The organism is Flavobacterium niveum (assembly GCF_055231775.1).
The window spans coordinates 81,644-98,290 of record NZ_JBUYSX010000005.1 but is presented as its reverse complement, the minus strand read 5'-3'; the positions used below and the strand labels follow the sequence as shown (position 1 = coordinate 98,290).

The 16,647-nt window shown below is 45.8% G+C and carries 12 protein-coding genes; 6 read left to right on the top strand and 6 right to left on the bottom strand.

From position 1 onward, the window contains the following. Positions 1 to 73 precede the first annotated feature (73 nt). On the top strand, positions 74 to 1,168 hold the full coding sequence (locus tag ACZIX4_RS13490; protein ID WP_463336170.1) for a Nif3-like dinuclear metal center hexameric protein: 1,095 nt from the start codon (positions 74 to 76) through the stop codon (positions 1,166 to 1,168). Between the two features lie 456 nt (positions 1,169 to 1,624). Here the strand turns inward: ACZIX4_RS13490 and ACZIX4_RS13485 are convergent, their stop codons facing one another. The 4 genes from ACZIX4_RS13485 to ACZIX4_RS13470 form a co-directional block, all read right to left on the bottom strand. Further along, on the bottom strand, positions 1,625 to 3,466 hold the full coding sequence (locus tag ACZIX4_RS13485; protein WP_463336169.1) for a fibronectin type III domain-containing protein: 1,842 nt from the start codon (positions 3,464 to 3,466) through the stop codon (positions 1,625 to 1,627). 298 nt (positions 3,467 to 3,764) lie between these two features. After that, complete coding sequence (locus tag ACZIX4_RS13480) at positions 3,765 to 4,604, bottom strand: SDR family NAD(P)-dependent oxidoreductase (RefSeq protein ID WP_463336168.1); 840 nt, start codon at positions 4,602 to 4,604, stop codon at positions 3,765 to 3,767. A gap of 18 nt (positions 4,605 to 4,622) precedes the next feature. Beyond that, positions 4,623 to 5,462: an SDR family oxidoreductase gene (locus ACZIX4_RS13475; RefSeq protein WP_463336167.1), complete on the bottom strand. Its 840-nt coding sequence runs from the start codon at positions 5,460 to 5,462 to the stop codon at positions 4,623 to 4,625. A 95-nt stretch (positions 5,463 to 5,557) separates the two neighbouring features. Continuing rightward, entirely contained in the window at positions 5,558 to 6,454 is an 897-nt protein-coding gene (locus ACZIX4_RS13470) for a helix-turn-helix domain-containing protein (protein ID WP_463336166.1), read from the bottom strand. 401 nt (positions 6,455 to 6,855) lie between these two features. Here ACZIX4_RS13470 and ACZIX4_RS13465 point away from each other — a divergent pair, with 401 nt between their 5' ends. Then, positions 6,856 to 7,938 carry a sensor histidine kinase gene (locus tag ACZIX4_RS13465; protein ID WP_463336165.1) on the top strand — a complete coding sequence of 361 codons (1,083 nt, stop codon included), beginning with the start codon at positions 6,856 to 6,858 and terminating at the stop codon, positions 7,936 to 7,938. 9 nt (positions 7,939 to 7,947) lie between these two features. Continuing rightward, positions 7,948 to 8,667: a LytR/AlgR family response regulator transcription factor gene (locus tag ACZIX4_RS13460; protein ID WP_463336164.1), complete on the top strand. Its 720-nt coding sequence runs from the start codon at positions 7,948 to 7,950 to the stop codon at positions 8,665 to 8,667. 205 nt (positions 8,668 to 8,872) lie between these two features. Here the strand turns inward: ACZIX4_RS13460 and rluF are convergent, their stop codons facing one another. Beyond that, positions 8,873 to 9,778, bottom strand: a complete 906-nt coding sequence (gene rluF / locus ACZIX4_RS13455; RefSeq protein WP_463336163.1) for a 23S rRNA pseudouridine(2604) synthase RluF — start codon at positions 9,776 to 9,778, stop codon at positions 8,873 to 8,875. Positions 9,779 to 9,956: 178 nt separating this feature from the next. After that, entirely contained in the window at positions 9,957 to 11,402 is a 1,446-nt protein-coding gene (locus tag ACZIX4_RS13450) for a cellulase family glycosylhydrolase (RefSeq protein ID WP_463336162.1), read from the bottom strand. Positions 11,403 to 11,716: 314 nt separating this feature from the next. On the opposite strand from ACZIX4_RS13450, the gene argS reads away from it, so the two are divergent. The 3 genes from argS to ACZIX4_RS13435 are packed head-to-tail and all read left to right on the top strand — an operon-like array spanning position 11,717 to position 16,645. Then, a complete protein-coding gene (gene argS / locus ACZIX4_RS13445; RefSeq protein WP_463336161.1) occupies positions 11,717 to 13,501 on the top strand; it encodes an arginine--tRNA ligase in 1,785 nt (594 codons plus the stop codon). Positions 13,502 to 13,536: 35 nt separating this feature from the next. Continuing rightward, the gene (locus tag ACZIX4_RS13440; RefSeq protein ID WP_463336160.1) at positions 13,537 to 15,219 is read left to right on the top strand and encodes an SGNH/GDSL hydrolase family protein; all 1,683 of its coding nucleotides are present in this window, start codon (positions 13,537 to 13,539) and stop codon (positions 15,217 to 15,219) included. Then, positions 15,209 to 16,645 carry a LysM peptidoglycan-binding domain-containing protein gene (locus ACZIX4_RS13435; RefSeq protein ID WP_463336159.1) on the top strand — a complete coding sequence of 479 codons (1,437 nt, stop codon included), beginning with the start codon at positions 15,209 to 15,211 and terminating at the stop codon, positions 16,643 to 16,645. Before ACZIX4_RS13440 ends, ACZIX4_RS13435 begins: the two co-directional genes overlap by 11 nt. Positions 16,646 to 16,647 lie beyond the last annotated feature (2 nt).

Below are 16,647 nucleotides of genomic sequence, written 5' to 3'. Positions count from 1 at the left end.
ATATATTAAAAAACTGCCATAAGGCAGTTTTTTTGTTTTTGTACCTTTGGTAAAACGATTACAGCACACCATCATGAAGATTAAAGACATATTCCCCATACTTGAAAAAATGGCTCCCCTGGCATATGCCGAAGATTTTGACAATGTGGGCCTTCTTACCGGTAACGCCACAGATACCCTTACAGGTATACTGGTATGCCACGATGCATTGGAAAATGTAGTAGATGAAGCCATAAATAAGCAATGCAACCTTATTGTGTGCTTCCACCCTATACTATTCTCCGGGCTGAAGAAAATAACCGGGAAAAACTATGTAGAAAGGGCCGTGGTAAAAGCCATTCAAAACAACATAGCCATATATGCAATACACACAGCACTGGACAACCACCGCAATGGAGTAAACAAAATATTTGCCGATGCGTTGGGCCTTACCAACACTAAAATACTGGTCCCGAAAGAAGGGTTTATACGCAAGCTGGTTACCTATACTGTCCCTGAAAACCATATACAGCTGCGTAATGCATTATTAGCCGCCGGGGCAGGCAATATAGGCAACTATGAAAACTGTAGCTTTAACAGCCACGGTACCGGCACTTATCAGGATAACGAACACAGCAACCCAGAAATAGGCCAGCGTGGAGAATTTATGGAGGCGCAGGAAATAAAAATTGAAGTGACGTTTGAAAAACACCTTGAAGGCGCTGTACTGAAAGCTCTTTTTGAAAACCACATTTACGAAGAGGTAGCTTACGAAATTTACACCCTGCAAAACCGTCATCAAAACATAGGGCTTGGCATAGTAGGCGAACTACCACAGGAAATGCCTGAAGAAAGCTTTTTAGGGTTTGTAAAAGACAAAATGCAAACCGGGGGTATACGGCACAGCGCCTTTACCGGAAAAAGTATAAGGAAGGTAGCCCTGTTGGGTGGAGCCGGGAGCTTTGCCATAAAAAATGCTATAGGTGCCGGAGCCGATGCTTACCTTACAGCCGACCTGAAATACCACCAGTTTTATGAAGCGGAAGGCAAGCTACTCCTCGCCGATATAGGCCACTACGAGAGTGAACGCTATACCGCACGCTTTATGGCTGATTTTTTATGCAGTAACACTACCGGGATTACTGTGCTTGAAACTTTTGTAAATACTAACCCCGTGCATTATTTTTAAGATATAAAAAAAAGCTTCCTGCGGATTCCTGCAGGAAGCAATCTTGAATCTTGAAATCTTGTACAAATGGAAGGCAGATAAAGAATCCGTGCTGCCTGTTTTATAAAAACGCTTCCAAAATTATCCTATTGTATATCAGGGAGAATTTTGGGAATTGTAGTTTGTTATAAAAACAAATTTAACACTTTTTTATGTTATAAAAATACCCATGACTAGGTATTTTCCACAAAGTTATTAAGAAAAAAGCGGCGGCCCTCCTGTTGGCCGCCGCAACATTGATTAGCCTAAAAATTAAGTGTAAGGCATAGAAGCCCCGATACGACCTTGTTAAATGAGAAAAATTACTTAATTAATGGCTAATCGTCTTTATTTAAAATACTCTGGGAGAAAACAATATTAATATTAGTTACCGGCCACTGCCCCTATGGGGCAGCGGACCCGGAGGCTATAAAAAATTTACTTCTTTATTAGCTTTACTCTCTGCGATTGGCCTCCGTTGGTAACTGATAGAACGTATACACCCGCAGCCAGGTTAGCTGTGTCAAGGCTGGTGGTATTAGCATTTACATTTTGTTGTTTCACTATCTGTCCGGTAATGTTGTACAGCACCAGGGTATCTATACCACTGCTGTTGCTTACCATCACATTTTCTGTAGCAGGGTTAGGGCTTACAGTAAGTGTTTTGAATATATCGTTTTTCACGCCGCTCGTTTCAGCAGGCGTAGTAAATTCGGTAACCACCCATTCGCTAAACAGCGGGCCACAAAGTGTACCTGTATACATATAGTATGTGGTATCTGGCAATAAGTCAGTCAGCGAAACCGTAAACGCTCCTGATGCTGCAGGTGCAGCAGGTGGCGTATCTGCCGTACCCAAACCGTAGAAATAAACAACCACAGGAGAGTTACCCTCTACAGGTGCTGCCCAGTTTAGTGTAGCCGAGGTTTGCGTAATGCCTGTAACCTCAACTTCCGCAGGCACACCACAAGCATTTTCTTCTATACTGAAGTTATCTACATATATGCTGCCTAAACCGGCTTCACTATGTGCGTTAAACCCGAAATAATATACACCCGGCTCGTTTACTTGTATAAAGTTTGTTTCGCTAAGCAGCTTTAATGCTCCTGTAACAGCAGGGCTTGCATCTGTAGGCACACCGGCAGTAGCATCAGGGTTGTTCACCAGCATAAACCTCAGGCTTTCTGTCTGGTCAGGATTGCTGTTGCCGTAGTTAAAGCTTATTTTGTAGCGTACTCCCGGTTCAAGTTGTATACCTTTGGTAAAAAACCAGGCATCTGCAGCCTCAGTATTACCGGTATATTGCAGTACCTGGGTATCAAAACCGTTGCCCGGTGCCGGTGCAGCAGCCCAACCATTGCCGTTTGCAGAAGTATTTACACTACACTCAGGCAGTGCAGGGGTATCTGTATAAGAAAAATCAATAGAATACGGCACGGTAGCCACATCGTCGCACGCAGGGGTGGTAAACGCCACAGGGGCTAACCAATCGCCAAATGCAGAACCGCAAAAGCTCCTTAAATGGAAGTAATATTTAGTGGCAGGCTGTAGTGAATTTACCGTTATCGTTGTTGGCGAAATCAGGTCAAAGTTAGCAGGCTCTTCAGCAGATGTAGTTACTGCATAAAAATATCCGTTAGGAACAGGCCCTACAGGAGCTGTCCAGCTGAATGAAGCACTTGTAGATGTTATGCTGCCTTTTACAATATCTGTAGGCGCAGGACATGTATAAGGCTCTATAGTAATATCATCCAGATAAAGGGTACCCTGCGAAGCTGCGCTGTTAACATGAAATGCCAGGTAGTATGTACCTGATACCTGTGTAGAGATAGAGTTACCTATGTAATACAAAGTAGCGTCACCACCTGTAACAGCCGGTTGGATGCCTATTTGCGACATCACAGCTGTGTCAGTAGCACCGTTTGACAGAAAAGTTGTAAAACTTTCGGTAGTACCGCCGTTATTACCATACTTGTACGAAATCCTGTAATTTGTACCGGCTACCATATCAAAGCCTTTTGTAAAAAACCAGGCATTGGCAGTCTCAGCATTCGATGTATATGATAAGGCATTATTATCAAATCCAAAACCGGGATTGTTTGTAACTTCCCAGCTGTTTCCGGAACCTACATTTATTGCCGTTGTACAATCGGGCAATGTAGGTGCAGTAGCGGTTTCAAAGTCCAGTGTGTAAGGGATAGTTTCCACTGAACATTCCTGTGCACTGGCTCCGTAAGAGAGGCCGAGCACAAGTAATGATGTTAAAGTAAACTTTTTCATTTTCATTTTGGTTAAAATTGCAAGTATTGATAGTTTTTTATCGGTCATGCAACATTAACCAAAAAATTAAAGCATTGTTAAATTACTGCTTTATAAATAGAGCGACACCGCTGAGAAATTGAGTGACATTAAATTTTTAAAACACTGTAATTTAAATAATTAAAAAAATTCGAAATCTTTTTCGTAAACAAAAATCCAGAAGTGTAATTTTAACAATTACGTCATAGATCTTCCAAAAAATTAAGCTTCCGCACCCTCTCAGGCACGGAAGCTTTTATGTAAAAAGTAACTGCAAAAATTAGTTTGCGGCAAATTCTGTAGAAGTGCTCAAGGCTTCCCAGGTTTTTATTTCGCTGTTTACAAATTCATTTTGCTGTCTTGCTATGCTTACCGCATCCGAACCAAGGAACAGGTATAGCGGTGCTTTTTCGGCAGCTTCGGCTTCAATTATAGCAGCCACTCCCCTTACTGGGTCGCCCGGCTGGTTGCCATTTATCTCTTCCTGGTGTAGCAGTACCGATTCCCTTACACTGGCGTATTCCGCAATAGGATTAGCAGGTAGCGCCATAGAAGTACCTTCAAGGAAATTAGTACGGAAATAGCCGGGAAGCACCAGTGTAGCCTTAATGCCGAACGGCGCTACTTCATACGAAAGCGATTCGGTAAAGCCTGCCATGGCAAACTTGGTAGCGCAGTAAATACCCCAGCCCGCGAATGCACCGGTATATCCACCGATAGAAGCAATGTTAAAGATATGACCGCTACCCTGCTTACGCAATTGCGGCAATGCTTTACGGATAACATTCAGCGCACCGAATACGTTAACATCAAAGTTGGTACGTGCTTCCTTGTCGCTTAGTTCTTCTATACCGCCTATCTGACCGTAGCCGGCGTTGTTTACTACCACGTCTATAGATCCAAATTTGGCTATAGTGTTGTTTATGGCGGCTTCCACGCTGCCTTCGTTAGTAAGGTCTACCTGTAGCGGCAGCAGGTTGGGGTGTGTACCCGCAGCTTTTTCAAGCCCGGCTATGGTGCGCGATGTAGCAGCAACGTTATGGCCTGCAGCTAATAATTGGGCAACAAATTCCAGCCCGAAGCCCTGGCTGGCTCCGGTAATAAACCATGTCTTCTTCATTTTATGGGAAATTAAATATTAATAATCAGTAGAAATACTTGTTTGTTTATTTTCTTCCAGCTCTTTAGTAAGGCTGGCTATTTTGGTAAGCGCCCTGTTGTAGGCATCGGTACCCAGGAACAGGTGTACCGGAGGGTTTTCGTCAAAACCGGCTGCTATCATTACGGCTGCAGCTTTTTCGGGGTCACCTGCCTGCTGGCCGTCCATGGCACGGTAGCGGTTGTGCGATGCACGGATGTCTTCATAAGCTGCAATGGGGTTTTCGGGCATAGCCAATGAATCATCAGTAAGGAAACTGGTACGGAACGCGCCCGGGGCTACCAGTATCGCTTTAATACCAAAGGCTTTTACATCTTCAGCCAATACTTCGGTAAGCCCGGTTACGGCAAACTTAGTAGCGGCATACGGCGCCCAGCCCGTAGCGGCGGCAAACCCGGCAATCGACGATATATTAATAATGTGGCCGCTTTGCTGCCTGCGCATGTGCGGCAGTGCATGGCGTATGGTATTTATGGTACCGAACACATTAATGTTGAATGCGGTACGTATCTCGGCATCAGTAAGTTCTTCAAAGCTGCCACCTATACCGTAGCCGGCATTGTTTATCAGTACATCAAGGGTACCAAAGGCTTTTTGTGTAGCATCAATGGCTTCTTTTACCGAAGTGTCATCGGCAAGGTAGGCATAAAGGGGTAAAAAGTTGGGGCTGTCTGAGCCTACTGCATCAATAAGCTGGGCAATGCTGCGCGAGGTAGCAGCCACCTTCTGGCCTGTTTGCAGCAGTTGTTTTACAAGGCTAAGTCCAAGCCCTTTTGAGGCCCCGGTAATAAACCAGGTTTTTTTGGTTTTGCTGTGCATAACTATTTGTTTTTATTTACAGGACAAAGTTACGGCAGCGGCAAAGGGCTGTGCTATCGCAAATCAAACCGAAAATTGCAAAAATCAAACAACAGCTATACAACCCTGAAACGGCGTGGGGTTTCGCCCGTATGCTTCTTAAAAAAGTTATTGAAATGGCTTGGTTCTTCAAAGCCCAGGGTATTGCTTATTTCGGCTACGTTCCAGTCGGTATGCTTCAATAAAGCACAGGCTTCATCGGCAAGGCGTTCATTAATAAGGTTGGTCGTGGTTTTACCGGTAGTGGCTTTTACGGCACGGTTCAGGTGGTTAACATGTACCGAAAGCGCATCAGCATAGTCGGCCGCAGAGCGCATGTTCATTTTATGCATGGGCGTCTCTACCGGAAACTGGCGCTCCAGCAATTCCCTGAACACTGCTGTAATACGCGTGCTGGCATTAGGATGCTCGTATATAGTGGTATTGGCCGCTTCGGTTTTCAGCGCGAGGTGAATCATTTCGGTTAAATAACTGTGCAGCAGATCATATTTAAACGGATAATCACTGTCTATTTCTTCGAGCATTTTTTCAAACAGGGCCGAAAAAGCCTCGCTTTGGGCATCGTCTAATGTATAAGCAGGCTTACCACCCGGTGAAAACATAGGCAATTCATTTAGCGGTATGCGTGATTTCTCGGTAAAGAAACCCGGCGTAAATATGCAGAAATAACCGGTTGGGTCAGGGGCAAGGTATTCCCATGTATAGGGTACCTGCGGATTAAAAAAGATAAGCGAAGTACCGTTTACCTCTATACTCTTATCGGCATAGTGGTAGCGGTTGTGGCCTTTAAGCAGTGTTACCTTGTAATAATCGCGGCGGGCATAATGGATAGGCTTGTCGTGACTGCACTCCTCCAGCCTGAAAACATTCATGTGGCCTGTTACCTTATTGACACCTTCCGGCACGGGGCGATTTTTATCGGTATAAAACTGTTCTAAGCTTTCTGTTTTCATAACCGTGCGTTATTTATTGCAATATTCAAACAAAGATACGTATTTCTATATAAAAGTGTATCCGTCGCTGCTATTTACCGCTTAACCATTCGGGCTGCCAAAAATACCGTTTAACATATTTTTCACTTTCGTATTACAGAAACTGCTACTTTTGAAATGTAATTAAAAACCAGTAATCATTACCAATTAATTTTCAACCATGATAACAGTAGTAGTACACGTAATTAAAGTAGCTATCCATTTTGTAGTTTCTTTGTTTTAAGAAGATACCATAACACGGTCATCAATCAAAAAATCGACAGTTGCGGGCTTCATCACCCCGTAAGGCAGCTGGCGTATACGAGTAAAAATTTGAGTTAGTTAAAAGGCAGTGTAGTCACTGCCTTTATTTTTACCAGGATATGACGTTTTTATATAAAGTAAAATACCACATCTATACGTTTGCAGGCTTCCTGCTGTACATACTCTGTACGCTTACCGCCATTAAAATATATATTAAGGTAAACCTTGATACAGATAGTATAGCAAAGGCATACCAGTCTGTAGGCTATTATGTGGCCGAGGCTTTGGTATGCAGTTTTCTGGCCTACCTGATTTCACTGCCCCTGCTATGGGTGGTTGAAAAAAATTCCGACTTCAGCCGTTACCGTACCGCAATGGGCGGCAAAGTGGTGGTTACGTTTGTAGCTGTACAGGTGGTATACACCCTTATTCTTTGGCCTGCACTGTCGTTGGCCAACCGTTTTATTGTGGGCAAAAACCTGGAAATACCCCAGTATGTAAAAATATTGAACATGTCGTATTTTGCAGCCATGTTCCTTATATGGTTGTTTACCATCATCACCATAAAACTGGTACAACACCTTAAACAGGTACGGATAAAACAGCTGCAGCTGGAAAACAACCTGCGCGACTCGCAACTGAATACACTGAAAGGCCAGATAAACCCGCACTTTATGTTTAACAGCCTGAACAACATACGCGGGCTGATACTGGAAGACACCACCCGTGCCCGCGATAGCATAACCCGCCTGAGCGAAATGCTGCGCTATACCCTTACCAAAAACGACACCAACACAATACCTCTGAAAGAGGAACTGCAAACGGTAGACAATTACATAGAAATAAGCAAGATACAGTTTGAAGACCGCCTGCAATTCAGTATGGATATTGATACCGATACGCTGAATATAGCCATACCCCCTATGATAGTGCAAATGCTGGTGGAAAATGCCGTAAAACATGGTATAGGTAAGCTAAAAGAAGGCGGCCTTGTGAAACTGTGTGTAAAGAAAGGTGACGACAACATACTGCGTATCGGTGTACTGAATTCGGGCAGGCTGAGCATGGCCGAAGGCGGTACCCGCCTGGGGCTGGAAAACATCAGGAAACGGCTTTTCCTTATCTTTGGCGACAAGGCAAGCTTTACCCTGGAAGAAAAAAATGATTTTGTGGAAGCCTCTATTACCATACCGCTAAATTAAGTTGTAAAAATGAGTACGATTAAAACCATAATTGTTGAAGATTCGCGACTGGCACGGAACGAGCTGCACGAGCTTATAAAACTGCACCCCGATATTGAAGTTGTTGCCGAAGCCGAGAATGCCGACCAGGCGTACGAACTCATCAATAAACTGCAGCCCCAGCTTATTTTCCTGGACATCAATATGCCGGGCAAGGATGGTTTTGAACTGCTTGAAATGCTACACGAGGTGCCGCTTGTGGTATTTACCACGGCTTTTGACGAATATGCCATAAAATCTTTTGAGTACAACGCGCTGGATTACCTGCTGAAACCCATAAACGAAAAGCGTTTTGCCGATGCGGTAGAAAAGGTAAAATCTAAAATAATCCAGGTACAAACCCCACAAGGCCCGCTGAACGAAAACAGCCAGATTTTTATAAAAGAAGGCGAAAAATGCTGGCTGGTGCGCATTGCCGACATACAACTGTGCGAGATTGTGGGCAACTACACCCGGGTGTATTTTAACGGCAACCGCCCGCTAATTTACAAATCACTGAACCAGGTGGAGGAACGCCTGCCGCAGCACCTGTTCTTCAGGGCGAACCGCCAGCAGATTATCAACCTGCAATACATAAAAAGCGTGGATAATGCCGTAAGCGGTAAGTTGGCAGCCCTGTTACAAAACGATGTGGAAGTAGAAATATCGCGTAGGCAATCGGTACTATTTAAGGATATGCTGAGCCTTTGATGTGCTATTTTTTTATTTTCTATTGATTACTGCACAAAGGGCCGCAGATGATATGGATACTCGCAATCACAGATTTAGTATAATATCAAACAACCGTCTTGGCGAGGCACGAAGCCATCTCATAGTGTATACCTTTAAAATACACACTCCTAACCCCTCTCAAGAGAGTAATAGCTTCACTCATGCCTTTTTCAGGATTGAAAAATTAACGTCCCTGCCTGTTACCACCCTTAAAACCACCATCTCTTTTATCGCCGGGTTTACGGTTAGTGCCAAATGGTTTTTTATTGGCATCCCTGTTATTCTTAAAACGCTTAGGTGCCCGTTGCTGAGAATTGCTCCTTGGGGCAGCAGCAGGTTTTGAGTTTTCGGGTTTTGGCAAGCTCGCTTCCTCAGTTTTACTTGACGGTTCTATAAGGCGGTTTAGTTCTTTTAATTCGGCAGCGGTGAGGTCGCGGTAACGACCTACATGCACATCCAGCGAAATATTCACAATACGGATGCGTTTCAGCGCGGTAACCTCATAATCCAGGTATTCACACATGCGGCGAATCTGACGATTTAACCCCTGCGTTAGTATAATACGGAACACATATTTGCTCACCTGCTCTACCAGGCACTTGCGGGTTATGGTTTCCAATATCGGCACACCGTTACCCATTCGCTGAATGAAGCGGTCGGTTATCGGTTTGTTTACCGTAACAATGTATTCTTTCTCGTGGTTGTTCCGTGCGCGGAGTATTTTGTTTACAATATCTCCGTCGTCGGTCATTAGTATCAGTCCTTCACTGGCTTTATCCAGCCTGCCTATCGGAAAAATACGCTTCGGGTAGTTGATATAATCTACAATATTGTTTTTCACCTCCAGGTTGGTAGTACACTCTATCCCCACAGGCTTATGGAACGCCAGGTACACGTGCTGGCCACGCTTTTCAGAAATAAGCTTGCCGTCTACACGCACCTCGTCATCGGGGCTGACTTTAGTACCCATTTCGGGCACGGCACCGTTAAGGGTTACGCGTCCCTCCTCTATCAGCTTATCAGCCTCGCGGCGTGAGCAATAGCCTGTTTCCGAAATAAATTTATTAAGACGTTTCAGTTCCTGTTCCATGCGGCAAAGGTACGTATTTTAAGGGAGATTTTTAATAAGCCTCTCCCCAACCCTCTCCAAAGGAGAGGGAGCAGCTTCACTCAACCACCCCTCATCACAGGTTACCATGTGAGGCCATCAAAAAAGCCATCTGTTTTCACAGATGGCTTTCACCCAAAAAAATATATGAAAAATGTATCTATTGTAATATAGAGGCCAGTATTTCAGGGTACACTATTTCTCCGGTATTGCGGTTAAAGATACCCAGGCCATGGTTTCCGGTAACGCCATTGTCCCAATACACCGGCACAAGGCCGTGTGTACGTGCCGAATTGCTCACATAGTGCACATAATAGTTACGGAAGGTTTCGCTGCCCGCTACATCTGAACGGAGTATGGCACCGAATTCACCCAGAATAACACCTACACCCTGGTCGATGAAATTGGTTTTCATCTTCTGGAACTGCGCATCTACATACGACTCATTCGCCCAGGTTTCGGTAGCCGACGGGTCGGTAGCGATAGAACCCCACTGTGTAATAGTAGTATTTTCGTTCAGCGCAAAGTTATACGGGTCATAATAGTGCACTTCCATCATCAGGCGGTTAACAGCAATATCCACATCTTCCGGCACCTGCGCGAAATTCACGGTGTGGTCTATATTGGTATTAAAACCCTGCACCACAAGGTAACGGTACGCATTTCGCCCTCCGGTAGAGCGCACAGCATCAACAAAAGTCTGATTAAAGCTGTTCTGCGTGTTGTAGTACTCTGCCGTAGGGGTATTGTAATTCCCCTCTACCATAACCTCATTGGTTCCGGCAAACAGCAGGTGGTAGTCATAATCACGGAAATGCGTGGCTATCTGCTTCCACATTTTACCCAGACGGTCGTTTACATAATCTTTTTGCGCTGCGGTAGGCTGTATCCAGCCGCCGTCCCAGTGCTCGTTCATAATTACGTACATGTTATTTGCTAATGCATAGTTTACCACTTCTTCCACGCGGCTCATCCACGTAGCGCTTATGGTATAATCAGTAGCATTAGAAAACACACTCCACGACACCGGTATGCGTATGGTATTAAAACCGGCCGCTTTTACTGCATCTACAAATGCATGGGTGGTGGCAGGGTTGCCCCAGGCCGTTTCGCCACCTATAGCTTCAAGGCTGTTGCCAAGGTTCCAGCCCGTACCCATCTGGGCGGTAAGCTCTACGCTGGTCCAGGTGCCCATATTGCTGGCATCGGGAGCTACATCATACACTATACCTACCGGCGGCACAAAGGCATCCTGGGTGATAACCAGCTGGCGTGTTTCGGTATCAGATGTAACAACAATAGTAGCCGAGCGGGCCTCGGTAGATTCGTTTGCCGCTACGGTAAAGTTAAGGTGCGCCATGCCCGTGCCGCTGGTACCCTGAATGGTTACCCAAGCTGCGGGGTTGTTTATCGTCCACTGGCGCGCGGGGTCGATACTGATGTTCAGGATGTTGTTACCGCCTGCTGTAGCAAAGTGCAACGTTTCGGGTGTTACAGCAAAGGCTATTTCACTATCCGTGCTTTTGTTATCGTCAGACGAACATCCGGGTGTGGCTGCAAACAGGAGGAGCAGCACAAAAAACTTCAAAAAATAATTTGTTTTCATTATCGCGAAAGAGAGTTTGGTTACAATGTTTGGGTTTGGGTATAATGTTTTCGCAATTACTCCAACTATATCGTTTTATATAATGGTTAATATGACCACAAGTGTACAGTATATTTTTGGTTTCGGCAAAATATTTAGCTTAAAATTTTTGTTTTAAAAATCATTTATGATTAAAACCGTCATATTTACAGAATTTAACGTAGAGACGTTGCAGTGCAACATCTCATTCAAAAAAATCCCTAAGACGTTGCAGTGCAACGTCTCTACAAAACCAAAAAATTGTATCTTTGCACGCTTAAAAAAAATTACAACCCATGGCATTACCCGAAATCATAACGCAACACGTACAAAATGCGGTGCAGGACCTGTATGGCATCAACCTTGAAAAAGTTGAGCTACAGGCTACAAGGAAAGATTTTGAAGGCGATATCACCGTGGTTATTTTCCCGCTGCTGAAGCTTGTAAAGGGCAACCCTGCCGAGCTGGGCAACAAAATCGGGCAATACCTGGTAGACAACGCCGGTATTGTAAGCAGGTTTAATGTAGTTGCAGGCTTCCTGAATATAGTAATAGCCGACAGCTACTACATCAACTTCTTTAACGAGATTAAAGGCGATGAGAAATTCGGCTTTAGCACCCCTGCTGAAGACGGTAAGGCGGTAATGGTAGAGTATGCTTCGCCAAACACCAATAAACCCCTTCACCTGGGCCACGTGCGTAATGTATTGCTGGGCTATTCGGTAGCGCAGATACTACAGGCATCGGGTACTAAAGTGCACAAGACACAGGTGGTAAACGACCGTGGCATCCACATCTGTAAAAGTATGCTGGCTTGGGAGAAATTCGGCAACGGAGAAACTCCTGAAACAAGCGGCCTTAAAGGCGATAAGCTGGTAGGTAAATACTATGTGGAGTTTGACAAGGCGTACAAAAACGAAATCAACGGACTTGTAGCGGGTGGCGCTACCGAAGACGAAGCCAAAAAGAATGCCCCTATCATCCTTGAAGCCCAGCAAATGCTTCTTGACTGGGAAGCCGGAAAACCTGAGGTAATTGCCCTTTGGGAGAAGATGAACGGCTGGGTGTACGAAGGTTTCGATGCTACATTTGAAGCCATTGGCGTAGACTTCGATAAAAATTATTACGAAAGCAACACCTATTTATTAGGTAAAGATATAGTAGACGCAGGCCTTGAAAAAGGTGTGTTCTATAAAAAAGAAGACGGTTCGGTATGGATAGACCTTACCCCTGACGGCCTTGACGAAAAACTGGTACTGCGCAAAGACGGTACTTCGGTATACATAACGCAGGATCTTGGCACTGCTGTGCAGCGTGTTAAGGACTTCCCGGATGTGGGCGGTATGGTGTACACCGTAGGTAACGAGCAGGACTACCACTTTAAGGTGTTGTTCCTTATCCTGAAAAAGCTTGGTTACGACTGGGCAGAGCACCTGTACCACCTGTCGTACGGCATGGTAGACCTTCCTTCGGGCAAGATGAAAAGCCGTGAAGGTACCGTGGTAGATGCCGACGACCTAATCAGCGAAATGGCAGAAACTGCACAGAATATAGCCGAAGAACTGGGCAAACTCGACGGATATTCAGATGAAGATAAGGCTCGCCTGTATAAAATCATCGGCCTTGGTGCGCTTAAATACTACATACTGAAAGTTGACCCGAAAAAACGCATATTGTTCGACCCTAAGGAGTCGGTAGACTTTGCAGGCAACACCGGGCCATTTATACAATATACCTACGCGCGTATACAAAGCCTATTGCGCCGTGCAGAGTTTGACTTTGCCACTACCCTTTCACCGGAGCAGGTTAACCTTCACGAAAAGGAAAAAGAGCTATTGAAACAGGTAGCGCAATTCCCGACCGTAATACAAAGCGCCGCTGCTACCCACAGCCCTGCGCTGGTGGCTAACTACACCTATGATTTGGTAAAAGAATACAACTCGTTCTACCAGAGCATACCGGTACTGGGCGCTGAGGCTGAAAATGAAAAAATATTCCGTGTGCAGCTGAGCAAAAAAGTGGGCGAAACCATAAAGCTGGCATTTGGCCTGCTGGGCATCAACGTGCCTGAGCGCATGTAATTTTTGGAATCCCTATATAAAACAGGACTATTGTAGTGGAACCGACAGATAACAAAAAGAACGACCGAAACTTTTTCAGGGCCTACATTATCGTAGCCGTGGCTGCTTTGACAATGCTGGGCTTCCAGAAAGTTTTACCCGAAAAAATATTTACCGAAACTACCGCAGGCACCAAAAACGTGGCGGTAGACAGTATGATGCTGGAGGCTGTGCATGCAGATTCGGCAGCAGATACCGTGCCTGAAAAAGATACGCTTGCCCATGCTAAAATCACCTTTGAGGAAACCTACGGCGTGAAATTCCCATCTGAGGAATTTGACGATTACAAAGGTTTCCAGCACCTGATACAGTTTTACGAAAAGCTGATGCAGCTGGAAAAAACCGGCGAGGGTAATGTACGCATTGCTTACTTTGGCGATTCCATGACCGATGGCGACATGATAGTGAAAGACCTGCGCACCAGCATGCAAAACCGTTTTGGCGGCGAGGGTGTGGGCTTTGTAAGCATCGCATCGGAGTCGGCACAATCGCGCAGCACCGTTACACACCAGTTTTCCACCAACTGGAAAACCCAGAGCTACCTTAACGTAAAGCATCCTACAAGGCCATTTGGCGTTAACGGGCGTGTATTCTTTGTGAAGCACGACACCGTAAACACTACCTGGGTGCGCTATGCAGGTACCAAGCTGAACCACCTTACATCGTTAAACAACCCTACATTATTCTACGGGCGCAGCGGCAACCGTGACGCTTCACTGCGTGTGGTGGTGGGTAAAGATACATTGGTAAAGAAACTAAACCCTTCGTCGTTACTGAATACCCTGAAGCTGTCGGACAATTACAAAGGCTTTAAGGCCGACTTCATTAAGGCCGACACCATACCGTTTTACGGCTTCAACTTTGACGATGGGCGCGGCGTGCATATAGACAACTTCAGCACACGCGGAAACTCGGGCTTACCGAACAGCACGTTCAACACTTCGCTGATGAAAGCGTTTAACGAGAAGCTGGGGTACGACCTTATTGTACTGCAATACGGCACCAACATACTGAACAACGGTTCGCTGAAATACAACTGGTACGAACGCAGCATGACACGTGTGGTGGCACACCTGCGCGAATGCTTCCCGGGGACAACGATACTGATTATTTCCACTGCGGATAAGTCGACCAAGTACGGCACCGAAATGAAAACCGATTCGGCTGTAGTACCGGTAGCCATGGCGCAGAAACGTTATGCCGTGAAAAGTAATTCGGCATTCATCAACCTGTATACCCTTATGGGTGGCGACGGCAGTATGGTGCATTGGGTGGAAGACGAACCGGCACGTGCCAATAAAGACTATACGCACTTTAACTTCCGTGGCAGCAAACAGATTGCCGACCTTATTTACGGCCAGCTGAACAGCGGTTACGAAAAATACAAGGCACTGCGTGGCGGCAAGCCATTGCCAAAAGAAACAATAGATACCACCGCACCGGTAGCCAAGCCTGTGCCTCAGGCCCCGGCTGCAAAACCCGCAGACAGTTTTAAGACCGTGGTTAAAAAGACAACCCCGGCTACGGTAACACCTAAGGCCACTATCCCGGTGAAAGGCACTACCCCTGCCTTACCGAAAGACAGCGCCAAAAAGCCTGCACCCCAGCCGAAGGAAACCAAAGTAAAACCGGCAGCACCCGTAGTACAACCTGTAAAAGACACCGCCGATGTGCAGTAAGCTCACAGCCCTGATAGTACTACTGTTGGCTTTTACAAAAGCGGCAGCACAGGTACCACCTGCGGTTACCGAGACGGCTATAGTGGTAACCGATTCGCTTGCCGATATAGACACTACCGATGTACCGGGCAATAATATTATTACCAATGCCCATGTAATGCGCCAGTTGTTTGAAAAGCTGTACAGAATGGAGCAAACCGGCACCGGCAAAATAAACATAGTACACATTGGCGACAGCCACATACAGGCCGACCTGATGACCAATGCCATACGCAAAAGATTGCAAAAACGCTTTGGCAACGGCGGCGGCGGGTTTACCTTCCCGCACCAGCTGGCACGTACTAACGGCAGCTACAACACCCGTTTTAAGAGCAATGCTTCATGGGCCAGCCGCCGGAATATACTGCCTACAGACCCTGCCTTTACCGTTGGCCTTAGTGGTATAGCCCTTGAAACCCGTGAGGATTTTGTGGTGGAACTTAACGTAAGGGATTCATCGTATGACTTTAACACCATACGTATTGTTACCCCAAACAACGGCGACGATTTTGACCTGGCTACCAGCAGCCGAACCATAGTACTGGAAAGCACCGAACCGAAAAAGATAACCCATCGCATAAAAAACGGTGAGGTACTGGGTAGCATCGCCGAAAAATACGGAGTAAGCGTTGCCGCTATAAAGCGCACAAACGGCATGAAAACCGACCGCATCCGTGCGGGGAAAACCCTAAAGATACCTACCGACGAAAAGGTAAAACGCGACGTAAAGCGCAGTGAGTTTATTCCGCTGGCACTGCAAAACGATACGCTTACGCACTATTACTACAGCAAACAGGCGCTTGACAAAATATACCTGCTGCCCCACCGCGGACAGAATGAGTACAACCTCAGCGGCCTGGTACTGGAAAACGACACACCCGGATTGCTGTACCACAGCATTGGGGTAAACGGTGCCAAAGCCAGCGACTATAATAAGTACCCGCTGTTCTTCCGGCAGTTGCCTGCACTGAAACCTGATTTGGTCGTGGTATCACTGGGTACAAATGAATCTTTTGATAAAATGACCGAGGCCGACTATATGGCGCAACTGAATACGTTTATAAACAACGTAAAGGCTAATTGCCCCAACACCGCCATACTGATTATGACACCGCCGCCATCGCTGTTCCGCCGCAAGTATCCTAATACGTTTGCCGCTTCTTATGCGGGCAGTATCATAGCGGGTGAGGAAGCAAAGCAATACGCCACATGGGATTTGTTTACCGAATTTGGCGGATTGTACGGCGTACCGAAAAATGCCAAACGCGGCCTGATTAATACCGACCGTGTACACTATACCAAACCCGGCTACGAAAAGCAGGGCCGCCTTTTTAGCGAAGCGTTTATAAAGGCATACGACTATTTTAAATCAAACAGGGACAAGTAAGA